The following is a 16417-nucleotide window of genomic DNA, read 5'->3' on the forward strand; positions in this document are numbered from 1 at the left end:
TTACTATAACAGTTAAGTATGCACGAGAGACGAGAGCGGTTCGAGCACATCTATAGGATACTCGAAGAGGAGTATGCCGATACGTCTTCCTTCATCTCGTTCGCCGAGCCTTTCCAGCTCCTGGTGGGGGTGATCCTCTCGGCTCAGTCCACGGACAGGCAGGTGAATCTCATCCTTCCGGAGCTTTTCGTACGGTTTCCCACTCCCAAGGATCTCGCCGAGGCACCGGCGGAGGAGATCGAGACCCTCGTGAGGAGTGTGGGGTTCTTCCGGATGAAGGCCCGGAACATAAAGGAGACCGCGCGGCTCGTGCACGAGCGTTGGAGAGGTCGCGTGCCTGAGCGGATGGAGGATCTGCTTCTCCTTCCCGGCGTAGGGAGGAAGAGCGCGAACGTGATCAGGGGTACCATCTACGGAAGGCCTGCGATCATCGTGGACACCCACTTCGGCCGCGTGGTGAGAAGGCTGGGGCTCACCGAGGAGCGAACGCCGGAGCGGATCGAGCGAGACCTGGCCTCGTGGATTCCTCCCGGGAAGCAGTATCCCTTCTCCATGCGCATCAATCGACACGGACGGGCAGTATGTACTGCGAGGAGGCCTGCGTGCGAGTCCTGCAGGCTCGCACCGTTCTGCCTCAGGCGTGGGGTGGTCTCGCGAGGTGAAGAAGAGCGGGGCGGTCTGGGAGACGACTCTACCACTCGGGCCAGAAGCGGTGAAAGTCCTGGAGCGAGGTGAATCCCTCCTGCTCCATGTAGGACTTGATTCCCTTGAGGATGCGATCAGGGGTGTGGGGGTCTACAAAGAGGGCGGTTCCCACCTGTATCGCAGAGGCGCCGGCCAGGAGGTATTCTATGGCGTCCTCGGGCTCCATGATGCCCCCGATACCGATGATGGGGATGCGCACCGAGGTGCGTACCCGATAGACCGCCGCCAGACCGATGGGCTTTATGGCAGGGCCGGAGAGTCCTGCAGTCTTCTGAGGAATGACAGGACGCTTCTTGTGAATATCGATCGCCATCCCCACCACGGTGTTGATGCACGAAAGGGCGTCGGCTCCCCCGGCCTCTGCTGCCCGGGCGATCTCGGTGATGTCGGTGACGTTGGGTGTGAGCTTCACGATGAGGGGCTTGGGGGTGAGGTCCCTCAATGTCCTGGTGAGGCGTTCCACTGTTGTGGGCTCGGTCCCTATGGTGATGCCCCCTTTCTTCACATTGGGACAGGAGATGTTGATCTCGTACCCCCAGAGATCGGTGTGGGCCTCGAGGAATGAGATGACCTCTGCGTACTCCTCTGGATCGCTCCCTGCGATGTTGCCTATGACCGGGCAGGGGAGCTCTCTGAGGTAGGTCCACTTCTCGGTGACAAAGCGTTCCATGCCCACATTCGCAAGGCCTATGGAGTTGAGCAGGCCGGCCGTGGTCTCCACGATCCTGGGGATGGGGTTCCCTTCTCTCGGCTCGCGGGTGATGGCCTTGGTGTAGAGGGCGCCGAGGGTGCGATAGTCCACGAGTGCCTCGTACTCACTCCCATACCCTATGGTGCCGGAGGCAGCTCCCACCGGATTGGGAAGGAGCTTCCCGCCTATCTTCACAGAGAGGTCCATGCGATCTCCTTTGCGTTGAAGACAGGGCCTTCGGTGCACACCCGGGCGTAGCGGGTGCTCCCCGTGGTAGGCACCACACACGAGAGACAGGCCCCCACCCCGCACGCCATGGTTTGCTCGAGCGAGACCCACAGCTCCGCACCTGTGGCCTCCACGAGCCGGGCGAGCCCCTTGAGCATGGGGGTGGGGCCGCAGGCATAGAGGACGACTTCAGGTCCCAGTCCTCCACGCGATGAAAGGTAGTCCACCGTGGTGCCGGAAAAGCCCGTGCTCCCATCGTCGGTACAGAGGACAAGCTCTGTCGGGCGAGACGGCTGGTGTGAGGGGAGAAGGTCGGCGTTCCGGGCCCCGAGGACGAGCAGGTGATCGATCCCTTGCTTCTCGAGGGTACGAGAGAGAAAGAGTATGGGGCCTATGCCGATGCCACCTGAGACGAGCACGGGTGGTCGGGAATAGGAGGGCTTTAATGGAAAGGGCCTTCCCAGGGGACCGATGATGTCCACCACATCGCCCGCACGGTGGGTGGTGAGCATGGTGGTGGCCCGCCCCCTTCGTTGGTAGATGCAGGCCGCCCTCCCGTTGCGGTACGAGGAGAAGGCGAACGGTCTCCTCAGGAGGGGCACCGGGCCGTTCCCTATGCGCATGGTGAAGAACTGGCCGGGTCTCGGTTCTGGGGCGGTAGGGGGATACGAGAACTCGAGAAGGTAGTAGCAACGAGCGATCTCTCTCTGCTCCAGTATCTCAACCGACGTGTATGCTACGTGAAGATCGTGATTCATACGTTTCCTGAGTATAGAGGAGAACGAAGCTTCCTCCAAGGGGAGAGGATTGAAGAAGGGTGGAAGAAGAGGTACTATAGCTTAGAAACCGATTTCTTTTCTGGAGGTTTCGATGTATCGTTCGGTGGGATGGGGTGTCGCGTTCATGTGTATAGGGACATTGATATTCTCCTCCTGTGTCAGCCCGACAGGGAGCGAGGAGTGGCCTGGGGAACTAGTGGCTGAGGAGTCCTGGATGGACGTTGCGCGGTGGAAGCTCGTACGATCAGGGGGGGGGGAGGAGGCATCCCTCCGTGCCGAAGGAGGGGGTCTTGCAGTGTCGTTCGTCCAGGATGGAGAGGGATTCGTGGAGCCGAGGCTTCTCCTCGGAGGGGCGGATTTCTCCTGCTGCGAGGCGCTTGCCCTCAGGATGGAGAGTCGTATCGAAGCGCGGCTCATGGTCTCCCTGGTCTTGTATGAGGCCGGAAGGGTGTGGGAGACCTCGTGGAAGAGCCTCGAGTCCGGAACCCATCTGGTGGTGTTTGATCTGTGGGGTGAACTCTTCTTTCCGGGAATGGATCTTCCTGAGGGAAGCACCCCTCTTTCGAATGTGGAAGCGCTGGGAGTGAGGATCAGCGGCCTTGAGAACCCCGCCGGCACCGTATTGCTCGAGGGGATTGCGCGTGCGAGGAGCGAGGAGCCGCCCCCCTGGACGTTTCTCGTCGGAGGGGACTCCGATGGGAGGGAACTCCTCTCTGATGTCAGGGTCGTCCACACCCCTTCTCCTGAGGACCCGCTCGTGGAGCTCACGATTCCCCTAGGGGTGGTACCGGAGAACCCCTATGATCCCGATGAGGTGGACGTGGAGGCGGTATTCGTCTCTCCTGGAGGAGATTCGTACCGGGTGGCGGGGTTCTACTATGTGCCCTACCGGAGAACCACAAGGTCCTTCGGTTCCCTGCTCCGCATGGCCGGGCCGGGCGAGTTCAGGGTGCGCTTCATAGCCCCGGAGGAGGGAACATGGGGCGAGTACGTTCGTGTGAACTATCGGGGCCAGGAATCCCGTACGCCCATTCCCCCCTTTCAAGCCCCCTCTCCCGGAAAGGGGTACGTGGGTCGGTCCAAAAGGGATCCGCGATACTTCGCCTTTCAGGATGGCACGTCCTGCATCCCCATCGGTTCCAACGTTGCGTGGTACGACCACCGGGGGATCGCGGCCTACGAGAAGTGGTTCTCAGAGATGGCACGCCATGGCGCGAATTTTGCCCGGATCTGGATGCCGAGCTGGGGATTCGGGATCGAGTGGAGTGATACGGGGTTGGGCAACTATCATCGGAGGCAGCGTCAGGCCTGGGAGCTCGATCGGGTACTCCGGCTCGCAGAAGAGAAGGGCATCTACGTGATGCTCTGTCTCCTCAACCACGGTGCCTTCAGTACGAGCACGAATCCCGAGTGGTCCCAGAATCCCTACAATAGTAAGCTCGGGGGGGGCCTTGAGAGTCCCGGTGCGTTCGTGAGCGATCCCGAAGCATGGAAGTATTTCTCGCAGCGGCTCCGGTACATCATCGCCCGATGGGGATACAGCTCGCACATATTTGCATGGGAGATATGGAACGAGACGGATCTCGCCACCGGCATCATGCAGAAGGAGGCCTTCCCTCGCTGGCTGGAGAAGGTGGCGGAGTACATCAGAAGAGAGGATCTGGGACGGCACCTCGTGACCACCAGTTACAGCGTGCCCGTGGATGCAGGGGACCCCCTGTGGGACTCCATGGACATCGTGCAGGAGCACCGCTATGGGCTCCAGGACTGGGCTCCCTACATGGTGGGAAGGGTGCTGAGGGCGAGGGAAAGGACCGACAAACCCTATCTCTTCGGAGAGTTCGGCATCTCGGAGGACGTGCCCGATCCGGAGGGGATCCACTGGCTGGACGGCCTGTGGGGAGGCATCTTCTCAGGTGCGGCCGGGACCGGGATGCTCTGGTGGTGGGACCTCTACCTTGAGAGCTACGATCTCTTTCCTCTCTACCGGGGGGTCTCACGATTTCTCGAGGGCGAGACCCTCGAGGGGATGGAACCCCGCGACGTGGAATACGTGGGGCCTTATCAGATCCACATGCTCACGAGGGAAGGGGAGGCATGGATCTGGATCAAGGACCGCACGTTCTCCTTCGAGGGCCTCATGTCCAGGGCCATGGGAGTGGGACTTGAGAACGTGACATGGGAGCCGCTCCCATCCACGGTACTCCACCTTCCTTTGGGACCGGGACGCTATCGGGTGGAGTGGTACGAGCCTCAGACCGGAGAGCTGATCGGGGAAGATGACGGGTCGACCCCGGATGACCTCCTGGAGGTGGTCGTGCCGGAGTTCTCACAACACCTTGCAGGAAAGGTGAGACGGGTGGAGTGAACGGGAACCGGGCACTTTAAGAAGAACGTATAGAAACTTTTTGGTGATTATCTATTATCTGCCACCTGAGAGTATTCTCTAAGCACATCCAGCAGAAGCTCGAATAGATCCTCCTCCCTATGATTATACCGCCACTCCAATTCTTTCAAGTACAGCGGAAAACGTTCTACACTCACCCCGTGATGCTGGAGCAGCCGCCCTTTCGCATAACTCCAAAACCCCTCTATCCCATTGATGTACACTTTCCCATTCGCAAATCGCTTCCCGTGATCAATCCGCTTGTGCCTGAATCCATAGCTCACAAGCCCATCATAGCTCTTGAACCGGTCGGTATACACAAGCGATCCCCGCTTCACTTTGGCCACTGCCAGTCGTACAAGCTCCTCCGCACTTACCTGCTCCACCACTTCCACCTGCACTTTTCCCCCTCGCTCGAGAATCCCAAACACAGGAATCTTCCCTGCCGCCCCTCTCCCCCTCTTCCCCTTTCTCTTTCCTCCAAAATAACTTTCGTCCATCTCTACTTCACCTTCGAGCAGGCTCTTCCCCTCCTTCCGGGTGTGCACCCATATCGCCTTCCGAAACAACGTGTAGAGCCTCAGCGTCACCTCATAGGAGAGCCGTAACTGCAAAGCCGCCTTGTGGGCGGTAAGTTCCATCTCAAAGAGCTTCATTGCCCACAGGATCTTCTCCCAGGAGAGCTTCGTCCCCTCGAAGATGCTCCCTCGTCGTATGCTCCACTCTTTCCTGCACTGGTAGCACTTGTACTTCTCTCGTCTCACCTCGCCTATATGCTCACTTCCACAAAAGGGACACCGGGTGTGCGTGACGAGGAGTCCTTTCTCTCTCAGATAGGAGACCGTTTTCTCTCTATCGCTTGCAAGTGTTGAAAGACTTACGACGTCCATATCCGTGCCACCTTTCTCTTCGGTATTATACCACATTATACCACAGGTGGCTCAAAAATGGTAATCACCAAGAGAAATAACCACCCCTCAGTACACGGATCCCGGGGGTTCCTTCCTATTCTACGACGACGTCGCTGAGGACGTACTCAACGCTCTTGAACTCGGCATCGCCTCCACCCTCTCCCTCCAACCCCTCATCGGAAGCGATCCAAAGAACAGGCTGGATGTGACCCTCTCCCTCGACACCAGGCTTCCCCTGCCCGGGAAGTATACATCACAGGAGATGCATAAGTAATGTGAATCCCGCGGTCGGGAGTCTCGCCACCATCAACAGCTTCACCCAAACCGACCTCACTACAGAGCGGGCGGGGATATTCAAATACGACCTTAATATAGGAGCGAATCATCCGCTCTACTTCCCATTCGGTGACTGGGCGGATCTGGCCCTCAATCCAGGGATCGGCGTGGGACTCAGCTACTGGCCTTCAAGTGATTACTACTCGAAATCATCCGAACAGGTTGTAAAGGACGACGGGAACAACGACGGGGACTTCAACGATACTGCAGACACCGTCACTACCACTACTACCACGTACTACAACAACAACGACGGGGATCCGGTGGAGCTCTCCTTCCCTGTGAGCCTCGGCACGGCCTTCAAGTGGAAACAGAAGGAGTGGGTCTTCGGCGTTACCCTGGCAAGCTGGATGTCCATGACACCCATCATCTCCTTCGAATCAAGCAAAGTGGACACTCAAGAAGTACACGTGGTCCAAAAAGATGGTACTGGTGTGACCACGAGTGAAACCATCACCACGAAGGTAGAAGGCGACTACGGCACCTCCCGAACCACAGCTGACTGGTCGTTCGGCATCCAAAATGGCTTCATCCTCAACTTCTACCTGCCCGACAACATCCGGCTGGACGTGCTGGTCACTACAAACCTCTTCGAGTTCGACGCACTCTTCATCCAGGCCATCATCCCGCTTCCGTAAGCAGGTTCTCTTCTTGCACATAAGAGGCCCGGCACCAGGTGCCGGGCCTCTTTTTGTTCTTAGGGTTTAGAGTTTCTCATTTTCCCCAGGACGTAGGAGAGGAGGCCGCCTGAGGTGAGGAAGGCCACCTCCACCTGGGAGAAGACCTGGGCCTCGGCCTCGAACCTCACCACCTCACGGCCGTCCCTCTCTGCCCTCACCAGGCACCGCTTCCGTGGGGTGAGCGTTCCCACCTCTATGGTAATCTCCTCCTCACCGGTAAGTCCCAGCTCATTGGCCGACTTCCCCTCGGGGAAGCAGAGCGGGAGCACCCCCATACCTACCAGGTTGCTTCGGTGGATGCGCTCGAACGACTGGGCGAGCACCGCACGCACACCAAGAAGGCGTGTCCCCTTGGCCGCCCAGTCGCGGGAGGAGCCGGTACCGTACTCCCTCCCTGCGAGCACGACGAGTGGCACGCCCCTCCGTCCGTACTCCATTGCGGCATCGTAGATGAAGGACTGCGTCCGCTCGGGGAAGAGAAGGGTGTAGCCACCCGGGGCATCGGGGGTGAGCCTGTTCTTCAAGCGGATGTTGGCAAAGGTGCCGCGCATCATCACCTCGTGGTTGCCCCTGCGGGATCCGTATGAATTGAACTCCTCGGGCCGCACCCCGAGCTGTTGGAGGTACCGGCCTGCAGGATAGTCTTTCGGAATCGCCCCTGCAGGGGAGATGTGGTCCGTGGTGACCGAGTCTCCAAAAAACCCGAGCACGCGAGCCCGCTCGATCCGGTCAGGGAGGCCCTCGAGCTCAAAGAAAGGCGGCTTCTTGATGTAGGTTGAAGCCTCATCCCATGAGAAGAGAAGGCCCTCCCCTCCTTCGAGCCTCTGCCATCGCTCATCCCCTTCGAAGATATGGGCGTACCGCGTCCTGAAATCGTCTCCCACCACCACCTCTTCCACCAGGCGTGCGATCTCCTTGCCTGAGGGAAGGAGCTCATCCAGGAACACGTCCCGGCCGTCCCTGTCTTTACCCACCGGTTCCCTGGTGAGGTCTTTCATCACCGTGCCTGCGAGGGCGTAGACGATCACATAGATGGGTGAAGCGAGGATGTTGAACCGCACCTTCTGATGGATCCGTGCCTCGAAGTTGCGGTTTCCCGAACCCACCGATGTGAGTAGCAATCCCTCATCGGCCGCCCTCTCAAGGGCCTCGGGGAGCGGCCCGCTGTTCCCTATGCACGTGGCACACCCGAAGGCCGCCACCGAGAACCCCAGCTCCTCCAACGCCCCCAGCAACCCCGCTCGCTCCAGGTAGTCCACCACCACCCTGGACCCCGGCGCGAGGCTCGTCTTCACCCACCGGGGCACCCGCATCCCCCGCTCCACCGCCCGCTTCGCCACGAGCCCCGCCCCCACCATCACCGCCGGGTTGGACGTATTGGTGCACGAGGTGATCGACGCGATGGCCACCGCGCCGTGCGGCACCAGCATCCGCTCCCCTCCCAACTCCACCACCCTCCCCTCGCCCTCTGCTCCCAGACGCCTGCACTCCTCCCCTATCCGCACCGGCACATCCTGTCTGGAAAGCCGGTCCTGCGGTCGGTACGGCCCCGCGAGCGTGGGCTCCACCGTGGACAGGTCGAGCTCCACCACCTCTGAGTACTCGGGCTCCACCGAGGAACCGTACCAGAGGCCCGCCTCCTTCAGGTACGCCTCCGCCCTCGCCGCCGCCTCCTCACGCCCCGTCATCCGGAGGAAGTCCACCGTGCGCTCGTCGGCCGGGAAGAACCCCATCGTGGCCCCGTACTCCGGTGCCATGTTGGCGATCGTCACCCTGTCCGGGACCGACAGCTGGGAAAGCGCAGGACCGAAGTACTCCACGAACTTCCCCACCACCCCCTTCTTCCGCAGGAGGTGCGTGAGGGTGAGCACCACGTCCGTGGCCGTCACACCCTCGGGCATCCTCCCCACCAGTCGCACCCCTACCACCTCCGGGAGCGGCATCACGTAGGCCTCACCCAGCATCACCGCCTCGGCCTCTATCCCCCCCACACCCCACCCTATCACACCAAGCCCGTTCACCATGGTGGTGTGTGAGTCGGTCCCCACGAGCGAGTCGGGATACCAGAGCACCATCCCATCGCGCACCTCCTCACGCACCACCTGCGCGAGGTACTCCACGTTGATCTGGTGACAGATCCCGGAATTGGGCGGCACCACCTTGAAGTTCGCCATACTCCTCCCCGCCCACTTGAGGAGCCGGTACCGCTCTCCGTTCCGTTCGTACTCCTTCTCCACATTCCGATCGAGCGCATCACGTCGTGCCCAGAAATCGAGCTGGACCGAGTGATCCACCACCAGGTCCACCGGGATCTGCGGCGTCACCCGGGACGGATCCCCCCCCTTCCCGGCCACCGCATCCCTCATCGCGGCCAGATCCACCACCGCCGGCACACCGGTGAAGTCCTGCATGAGCACCCGTGCCGGGAAATAGGGCACCTCCGAACCCACATGGCGACGCCAGGCCCCCACCCGCGCCACCACCTCCCCCTCCATCCGTCCCAGAGCCACACTCCTCGCCACATTCTCCAGGAGCACACGCATGCTGTAGGGCATCCGTTCGAGCCCCCCCTCGACCGGCAAGCCCCTCATATCCACCACGCGGACACGCCGCCCTCCGAACATCCTCTCGACCAGGTCCATAGACACTCCTTTGTACGTGATGAGACCTCGCCACCCACGGCGAGCGCGTGGCTCAACCTTACCCGAAACCCGGCCTTCCTGTCCACGCCGCCCGCCACGCACAAAAAAAGCTGCCCTGCCGGGCAGCCTGGGCGATACTGGATTCGAACCAGTGACCTCTGGTATGTGAGACCAGCGCTCTAACCAACTGAGCTAATCGCCCCTCTTGAGTCGAGATGATAGCACAATCTCCACGCTATGGCAAGCCCTTCGTCCTCCTTGTGTCAAGACTCGATAAAAATGTCACCCTTTTTAACTCAGTTAAAATGTCACCCCCTGGGTAGTATTCTCTTCATCCTGCCCGCTGTTTGGTGCGCCGTGCAGGAGTTACCCGCTCATACTTCAACTCCCTATTCTCATGGAACAGGGAGATCGTTTCATCCAGGTATTTTCGAACCAGGACCTTCTGTTTCGGCCGAGGAAGGAAGCCTTTGTCGTTCTTGATCTGCAGCACCTGCCTCTCATAGTAGATTGTGTAATCCTTTTGTACGACTCGATTCGCTTCAAAGCAAAAGATCTCTTTCAGCTTCGTTTCTTTGGTACATCGCACATGCACGTCCTGCGAGTCTTCCGCTTCTACCGCAAAGCGTTCGTTGAACTGAGGCAGGAACGTCTCCCACAAGTACCGGTTCGCCTCCTCGATCGTACAAATCCCCGCAAGACGCAGTTCCTTCACCAACCGATCCTGCAGAATCCCGTTCCGCCGTTCCACCCGCCCTTTCGCTTGCGGCGAATACGCACTCACGATCTGTACCCCCAGTTTGTCGCACGCCCGCTCGAATGCGGTTTTCGGCTCTTTGCCCGCCAACTGTTCCTCCAGCGTCGGTTCCCGCAGCGTCTTGTAGCCGTTTTTCAAGTCACAGTACAGACTCATCGGGATCCCATACTGCTCCACCCAGCCCCACAGCAGCTGCATCGCCGCAGCGCTCGTCTCCTGTTCACTGAACCGCGCATACGTGATCCCCGTCGCATCATCCACCATCACCATCAAGCAACAGGCACTGCGCCGTCCTTCAAACCAATCATGCGGGGACCCGTCAAACTGAACCAGCTCCCCAAAACAGGCCCGCCGTTTCCTCCGGCTTCGGTACGGCTTCCTCCTCTTCTTCCTCGCCCAGATTCCTTCCTCCAGCAGCCACCTGCGTAGCGTCTCGTGATCCACCTCAAGACCTTCCTTCGCCAACTGCTCGCTCGCAAACGTCGACCCAAAATCCCCGTACCTCTCCCGATACCTACTCACCACCCTCTGCCGAAACTCCTCCTCCTTCCGATTCCCCGACGGTTTGCCTCGGTTCCCATGCCGCAATCCCGCGATCCCCCCTTCCCGGAGCCTCTTCTCCCACCGCTGCACCTGCCGTTTGCTCACCCCTAAGATCTGCGCTACCTGCTCGTTCGTCAGACCTTGGCTTTCCATCTTCCCCAACACTTCCGCTCGTTTTAATTCCTTTAGTGTACTGCGCCCATTAAGTCAAGACAAAAAGGGTAGGGAGAAATGGTAGTACCGAAAGGGGTCATGCGACCTCCTCTCCTTGCATCTGCGCCCAAAGGGCCTCATATTCCTCGGGGCTCCTGTACCCTAGCGCACTGTGGACATAGTGCCGGTTGTACTCCTCCGCCCATCCCCTCACCGCCTCCTCCAGCTCCCCCACGTGCTCCCACTCCCGCAGCCACAACAGCTCCTCCTTCATCGTCCGTATCATCCGCTCCGTGTCCGCATTCCCCTTCGGATTGTTGTAGCTCGTGAACACCTGTTCGATCCCCAATACCTCCATCGCCTTCATGAACGACCGGCTCAACGGTTGGCTCCCGTTGTCACTCACCAGCCGAAGCCCTCTCCCCCTCACCCCCTCGGGAAACTCCCGCTCCACCGCCATCTCCATCGCCGCACGCCACTCCTCACTCCTCCCCCTCACCGACACCTTCCACCCCACCAGCTTCTTCGTGTACCAGTCAAGTACGATCACGAGATAGACCCATCCTATCCCTTTCACCAGCACCTTCGTCATGTCGATCCCCCACCACTCCCTCGGTCTCCTCGCCACCGGCTTCCCTCGCCCACTCCCACGTCTCGCTTTCTTCTTCTCCCGTCTACACATAAGCCCCGCACCCTTCATAAGTCCTCTCACCCGCTTCTCGCTCACCTCCTCCCCCTCCCGCCTCCTCAACCACCACGCCACCCGCCTGTACCCCCAGTACGGATGCTCCCCCACAAGATCCCTGATCTTCTCCATAAGCCGCCCATCGTCCCTCTCCTTCTCCTCCCGCTTCTTCCCCACCTTCTGCCCCCTTTTCCTCCTCGCATAGTACCGGCTCCGACTCACGCCAAGTGCCTCACACGCATCCTTCACCCGGTACCCTTCCCCCACCAGCCGCTCCACTGCCTCTACCTCCCCAACAGCTCCTTCGTTTTTTAGTATCTCGATCTGGATCGCCTGCTTCGCTATGATCTTCTCAAGCTGCTCTATCTTCGCTCGATAGGTGTCCTTCTCCTTCCTGCCGTCTGCAAGGGCTCTCGTGCCCCCTTCCAGAAACCTGTCCCGCCATCGGTAGTACATCGTCTGGCTGATCTGGTGTTCCCGGCAGATCTCGGCGATCTGCCGTTCGCCTCGGAGTCCTTCCAGGACGATCGCAAGTTTCTCTTCAGTGGTCCATGTCCGCTTCTTCATCTGCGTCCTCCTCCCTTATTCCAGTCTTACCTCTACCATTTCTCCGTGTCCACTCCTACGGGACGCAGTATATTAGACTCATCTCGATCATCCCCCCATTCTCTCAGGGGGTGACATTTTTATCGAGTCCTAGGGGTGACATTATTACTGAGTTTCAACAGCCCTTCGTCCTCCTTGGCGAAACCCTCTCGAGAACGAAACGCCCGCACCACCCACACTCATACCCCCACGGGACTGTAACATCGAGTGTTGAAAAAGGCGGGGAAAAAAGATAAGGGGTATCTCCCACCAACACACACTTACAGCTAAGGAGGAGATACCCCATGACACATGTACCTGCGACACACTCTACCCTTTCTCGCCTGATGAGGCAAGTGGAAGACCAGGTACGGGAGCACGTCCTCCAGACGTACAAGAGCTACCTGGAGCGCCTCCTTGAGGCACTCAGAGATGCGGTAGTGGGAAGAGACCGATATGCCAGAGGAGGTCCTGAGGACGTCTCCTACTACCGGTACGGCTACAGGAAGTGGAAGACCGTGCAGGTCCCATGGGGAACCCTTACTGAGGTACGCGTGCCGCGTATCCGTACCAGCTGCGGGAAAGAGGTGAGGCTGGTGACCTATGAGCACAGGCTCAAGGCCCTCACCGAGGAACTTCTGCTTGGGTATGTGGAGGGATGAGTGCGCGGACGTGGACCATTCTCTTACGGGAGCTGGGGATAGGAGAGGCTCACCCGCAGACCCTGCTGAGGCTCATCAGACGTCTTCGCGAAGAGAAAGAGCGGTGGCGGAAGCGGCCCCTCAGCGGGGTGAAGGCCCTTGTGCTGGATGGGGTATGGGCCAAGAGGCGGGGGAGCGATCAGAAGAAGCTGGTGGTCTTAAGTGCCGTGGGGGTGAAGGAGGACGGGACACACGAGCTGCTTGACTGGATCGTTGCAGCGCGTGAGGACCGAGCGAGCTACGAGCGACTCCTTACCGGGCTCTACGAGCGGGGGCTTGAGGAGGTGGAGCTGGTGGTGGCCGATGAGGCAGAAGGCATCTGGCAGGCGGTGGAGACCGTGTATCCCGAGGCGAAAAAGCAGATATGTCTGTGGCACCTGCAGCGGACGCTTGAACAGAAGCTCCTGCAGGATATGGGGGAACGGAAGGGGAAGAACGCAGACCTCCAGAAGGAGAGGCGAGCTTTTCGAGCGGAGTACTGGAAGCTCTTTGAGGCAGGAGGGAAGGAGGAGGCAGAGGGTGCGTGTGAGGCATTCGTGAAGAAGTGGGCGCCGAAGGCTCCCCGGATGACGGCCGCCCTCCTGTGGCGGAAGGAGCGGCTCTTCTCCTATCTGGAGTTACCCTATGCGTGGAAGAAGAAGGTGAGGACGAGCAACCTTGCGGAGAACCTGGTTCGGCACATGAGGAGCTTTCTGCGACGGTATCCCGGGTATATGAGTCTTGCCCATGCGGATGAGGTGGTAGGCCTCTACGTGGTGGGCATGCAGGTGATACAAGAGGTGGGGAGACGCACCCCTTATCAGCTCCAGCGTAATTTCAACACTCCCCCTTGACAGTGCCTACCCCCACAGCTTGCTTTTTTGTACCCGTATTATTATGATAAATTATGCATTTTGCATAACATCCATCATCGTGCATAGCATAGAAGGGCGGCCCAATGGGAACCACCACGACCGAAGACAAAGAATACATCCTCCTCGTAGACGACGATGAGACCATCCTCACCCGCTACCAGCTCATGCTCGAACACGAAGGCTACACCGACTACATCCTCTGCAGCAATCCCCTCGAGGTGGAAGAGATCCTCGCCACCAAGGCCATACAGGTCGTACTCCTCGACCTGGTCATGCCCCACAAGGACGGATTCCAGATCCTCTCCCTCATCAAGGAACACTATCCCCACATCCCGGTCATCATCGTCACAGGAGAGGACTCGCCCGACAAGGTGGTGAAGGCCATGAAGCTGGGCGCCCTCGACTACATCACCAAGCCCATCTCCTCCTCCCGCTTCTTCACCTCGCTCAAGAACGCCCTCGAGATGCGCGAGCTCCACCATGAGGTCGCCACCCTCTCCACCCGCGTCCAGCAACGCCCCGAGATTCCACCCGAATTCACGAACATCATCACCCGTGACCCCGTGATGCTCTCCATCTTCTCCTATGCCAAGGCCATCGCCCCCAGCCCCAAACCCGTCCTCATCACCGGTGAGAGCGGCACAGGGAAGGAACTCCTCGCCCGCGCGATCCACGCCGCGAGCACGAGAGAAGGCCCCCTCGTCACGGTGAACGTGGCGGGTCTGGACGACACCCTGTTCTCCGACACCCTCTTCGGCCACAAAAAGGGCGCCTACACCGGCGCCGAGAGCGACCGCCCGGGCCTCATAGAACGGGCCAGGAACGGGACCCTCTTCCTGGACGAGATAGGAGAGCTGAGCATCCCCTCCCAGATCAAACTCCTGCGACTCCTGCAGGAAGGCGAGTACTATCCCTTAGGTGAGGACAACCCCCGAAAGACGAATGCCCGCGTCATCGCCGCCACCTGTGCCGACCTCGAGGCCAAACAGGAAGAGGGCACGTTCCGGAAGGACCTCTACTACCGCCTCATGACCCACCACATCCACCTCCCCCCCCTGAGGGAGCGCCGGGGTGACATTCCCCTTTTAGTAGAAGCCTTCATCACTCAGGCCGCCCGGGAACTCGGTCGTACTCCCCCCGCCGTCCCTCCACAACTCTACGACACCCTCTCATCCTACCCATTCCCCGGCAATGTACGAGAGCTCCAGTCCCTCATCTTCGACGCGGTCTCCCGATCCACCGAGCCCCTCTTGGCCATGCAACCCATCCTCAGGTACATACAGAGCCGGCAGAAGGAACCCTACACACCCACCACCCCGATCCATGAGATCACCTACGAAACCATCGTCTCCTGCTTTGGCAGGTTCCCCACCATCGATGAGATGGAAAAACTCCTCATCCGGGAAGCCCTCAAACGCACCGACGGCAACCAGTCGGCTGCAGCCCAGATACTGGGAATCTCCCAGTCCACCCTGAGCAGGCGGCTCAAGAAGGAACCTCTGTAAGAACCCCTTCCCTCCTGCTATACTGGACCGCATGATGAATCCTTCCGTGATCATACGAAGCTCCAGACTCGACTCGATCCGCAGGCGCCACCCCTGGGTCTTCTCCGGCGCGATCGCACGAACCGAAGGAGCCCCTACACCCGGCGACATCGTCACCCTCCGCAGTGAGGAAGGGCATTACCTCGGCATCGGCACCTACGAAGGCGGGAACATCGCGGTACGCATCCTCTCCTTCGACGAGGAGGAGATCGACGCATCGTTCTGGCACCGCCGCCTCGAGGCCGCCTTCGCCAGACGCCGCGCCCTCGGGCTCACCGACTCCCCGGAGACTACCGCCTACCGACTCGTACACGGCGGAGGCGACGACATCCCCGGCCTCATCCTCGACTACTACGACGGTGTGGTGGTATTCCAGACCCACTCCATAGGGGTGCACCGGCACCGGGAATCCATCGTGGAGGCCCTGCAGACCCTCTACGGGCACCACCTCAAGGCCGTCTACGACAAGAGCAGGGCCACCCTCCCCCCCTCCTACGAGATGGAGAACGGCTACCTCTACCGGAACGGGGAGCTCTCCCTCCCCTGGGGGATCCGTGAGCACGGGCTCCGCTTCCTGGTGGACTGGGAAGAGGGGCAGAAGACCGGCTTCTACCTCGACCAGAGGGACAACCGCGCCCTCGTGGCACGGCTCGCCGAAGGAAGACGCGTGCTCAACGGTTTCTCCTACACAGGAGGCTTCACCCTCAACGCCCTCGCTGGGGGAGCGGCCCACGTCACCTCGGTGGACCGATCGGACAAGGCCCTCACACTCCTCGAACGCAACCTCGCGCTCAACGACCTCCCCTCCGAACGCCATACCTCGATCTGCGAGGAGGTGCTCCCCTACCTCAAGGAACACGGCCACGAGTACGACCTCATCATCCTCGATCCCCCCGCCTTCGCGAAACACGTACAGCACCGGCACAAGGCCATCATCGCCTACAAACACCTCAACAAACACGCCCTCAGGACCGTCAGACCCGGGGGGATCGTGATCACCTTTTCCTGCAGCCAGGTGGTCGAACTCCCCCACTTCGTGGGCGCAGTGCGCGCCGCAGCCATCGACGTGGGCCGCAGAGTTACCATCATCGGTACCCTCCACCAGCCGCCCGACCACCCGGTCAACATCTACCAACCCGAGAGCGAGTACCTCAAGGGACTGGTCCTCTACGTGGAATAGGTTGGAATGCGACCGAGATAGGAATCAGCACATTCGGCCAGGGGTTGACATTTCCTC

10 protein-coding genes, 1 tRNA gene and 2 pseudogenes are annotated in these 16417 nt (G+C 60.0%); 6 read left to right on the top strand and 7 right to left on the bottom strand.

All coding sequences use genetic code 11. From position 1 onward, the window contains the following. Nucleotides 1-18 precede the first annotated feature (18 nt). Nucleotides 19-735 carry an endonuclease III domain-containing protein gene (locus tag SPITH_RS10755; RefSeq protein WP_014625681.1) on the top strand — a complete coding sequence of 239 codons (717 nt, stop codon included), beginning with the start codon at nt 19-21 and terminating at the stop codon, nt 733-735. On the opposite strand, the gene SPITH_RS10760 is transcribed toward SPITH_RS10755, so the two are convergent. Continuing rightward, nucleotides 692-1603, bottom strand: coding sequence for a dihydroorotate dehydrogenase (locus SPITH_RS10760; protein ID WP_014625682.1), 912 nt, complete (start codon nt 1601-1603; stop codon nt 692-694). The genes SPITH_RS10755 and SPITH_RS10760 overlap by 44 nt on opposite strands. After that, nucleotides 1588-2382: a dihydroorotate dehydrogenase electron transfer subunit gene (locus SPITH_RS10765; protein ID WP_014625683.1), complete on the bottom strand. Its 795-nt coding sequence runs from the start codon at nt 2380-2382 to the stop codon at nt 1588-1590. Before SPITH_RS10765 ends, SPITH_RS10760 begins: the two co-directional genes overlap by 16 nt. 235 nt (nt 2383-2617) lie before the next feature. Here SPITH_RS10765 and SPITH_RS10770 point away from each other — a divergent pair, with 235 nt between their 5' ends. Then, nucleotides 2618-4771 carry a DUF5060 domain-containing protein gene (locus tag SPITH_RS10770; RefSeq protein ID WP_245523393.1) on the top strand — a complete coding sequence of 718 codons (2154 nt, stop codon included), beginning with the start codon at nt 2618-2620 and terminating at the stop codon, nt 4769-4771. 47 nt (nt 4772-4818) lie between these two features. Here SPITH_RS10770 and SPITH_RS11855 read toward each other — a convergent pair whose 3' ends face one another. Next, nucleotides 4819-5679, bottom strand: coding sequence for an IS1595 family transposase (locus SPITH_RS11855; RefSeq protein ID WP_014625685.1), 861 nt, complete (start codon nt 5677-5679; stop codon nt 4819-4821). Between the two features lie 296 nt (nt 5680-5975). Here SPITH_RS11855 and SPITH_RS10780 point away from each other — a divergent pair, with 296 nt between their 5' ends. Next, a complete protein-coding gene (locus tag SPITH_RS10780; protein WP_014625686.1) occupies nt 5976-6674 on the top strand; it encodes a hypothetical protein in 699 nt (232 codons plus the stop codon). Between the two features lie 59 nt (nt 6675-6733). On the opposite strand, the gene acnA is transcribed toward SPITH_RS10780, so the two are convergent. From acnA to SPITH_RS10800, 4 genes and pseudogenes are all read right to left on the bottom strand, one after another. Further along, nucleotides 6734-9358 (bottom strand): aconitate hydratase AcnA, encoded by a 2625-nt coding sequence (gene acnA / locus SPITH_RS10785; protein ID WP_014625687.1) that lies wholly within the window; start codon nt 9356-9358, stop codon nt 6734-6736. Between the two features lie 128 nt (nt 9359-9486). Next, nucleotides 9487-9560: transfer RNA gene (locus SPITH_RS10790), tRNA-Val, on the bottom strand. Between the two features lie 129 nt (nt 9561-9689). Further along, nucleotides 9690-10835 (bottom strand): annotated as a pseudogene (locus SPITH_RS10795) (ISNCY family transposase); the annotation flags it as partial. 73 nt (nt 10836-10908) lie between these two features. After that, nucleotides 10909-12063 (bottom strand): IS3 family transposase, encoded by a 1155-nt coding sequence (locus tag SPITH_RS10800; RefSeq protein ID WP_014625689.1) that lies wholly within the window; start codon nt 12061-12063, stop codon nt 10909-10911. A gap of 323 nt (nt 12064-12386) precedes the next feature. Between SPITH_RS10800 and SPITH_RS10805 the strand changes: the two are divergent. The 3 genes and pseudogenes from SPITH_RS10805 to SPITH_RS10815 all read left to right on the top strand — a co-directional run bounded on the left by SPITH_RS10805 (nt 12387) and on the right by SPITH_RS10815 (nt 16360). Continuing rightward, nucleotides 12387-13615: pseudogene (locus SPITH_RS10805) on the top strand (IS256 family transposase). 104 nt (nt 13616-13719) lie between these two features. Next, on the top strand, nt 13720-15141 hold the full coding sequence (locus SPITH_RS10810; RefSeq protein WP_014625690.1) for a sigma-54-dependent transcriptional regulator: 1422 nt from the start codon (nt 13720-13722) through the stop codon (nt 15139-15141). Nucleotides 15142-15175: 34 nt separating this feature from the next. Next, entirely contained in the window at nt 15176-16360 is a 1185-nt protein-coding gene (locus tag SPITH_RS10815) for a class I SAM-dependent rRNA methyltransferase (RefSeq protein WP_014625691.1), read from the top strand. The last annotated feature ends 57 nt before the right edge of the window (nt 16361-16417 follow it).

Origin of the sequence: Spirochaeta thermophila DSM 6578 (genome assembly GCF_000184345.1) — a bacterium.
GTDB lineage: Bacteria > Spirochaetota > Spirochaetia > Winmispirales > Winmispiraceae > Winmispira > Winmispira thermophila.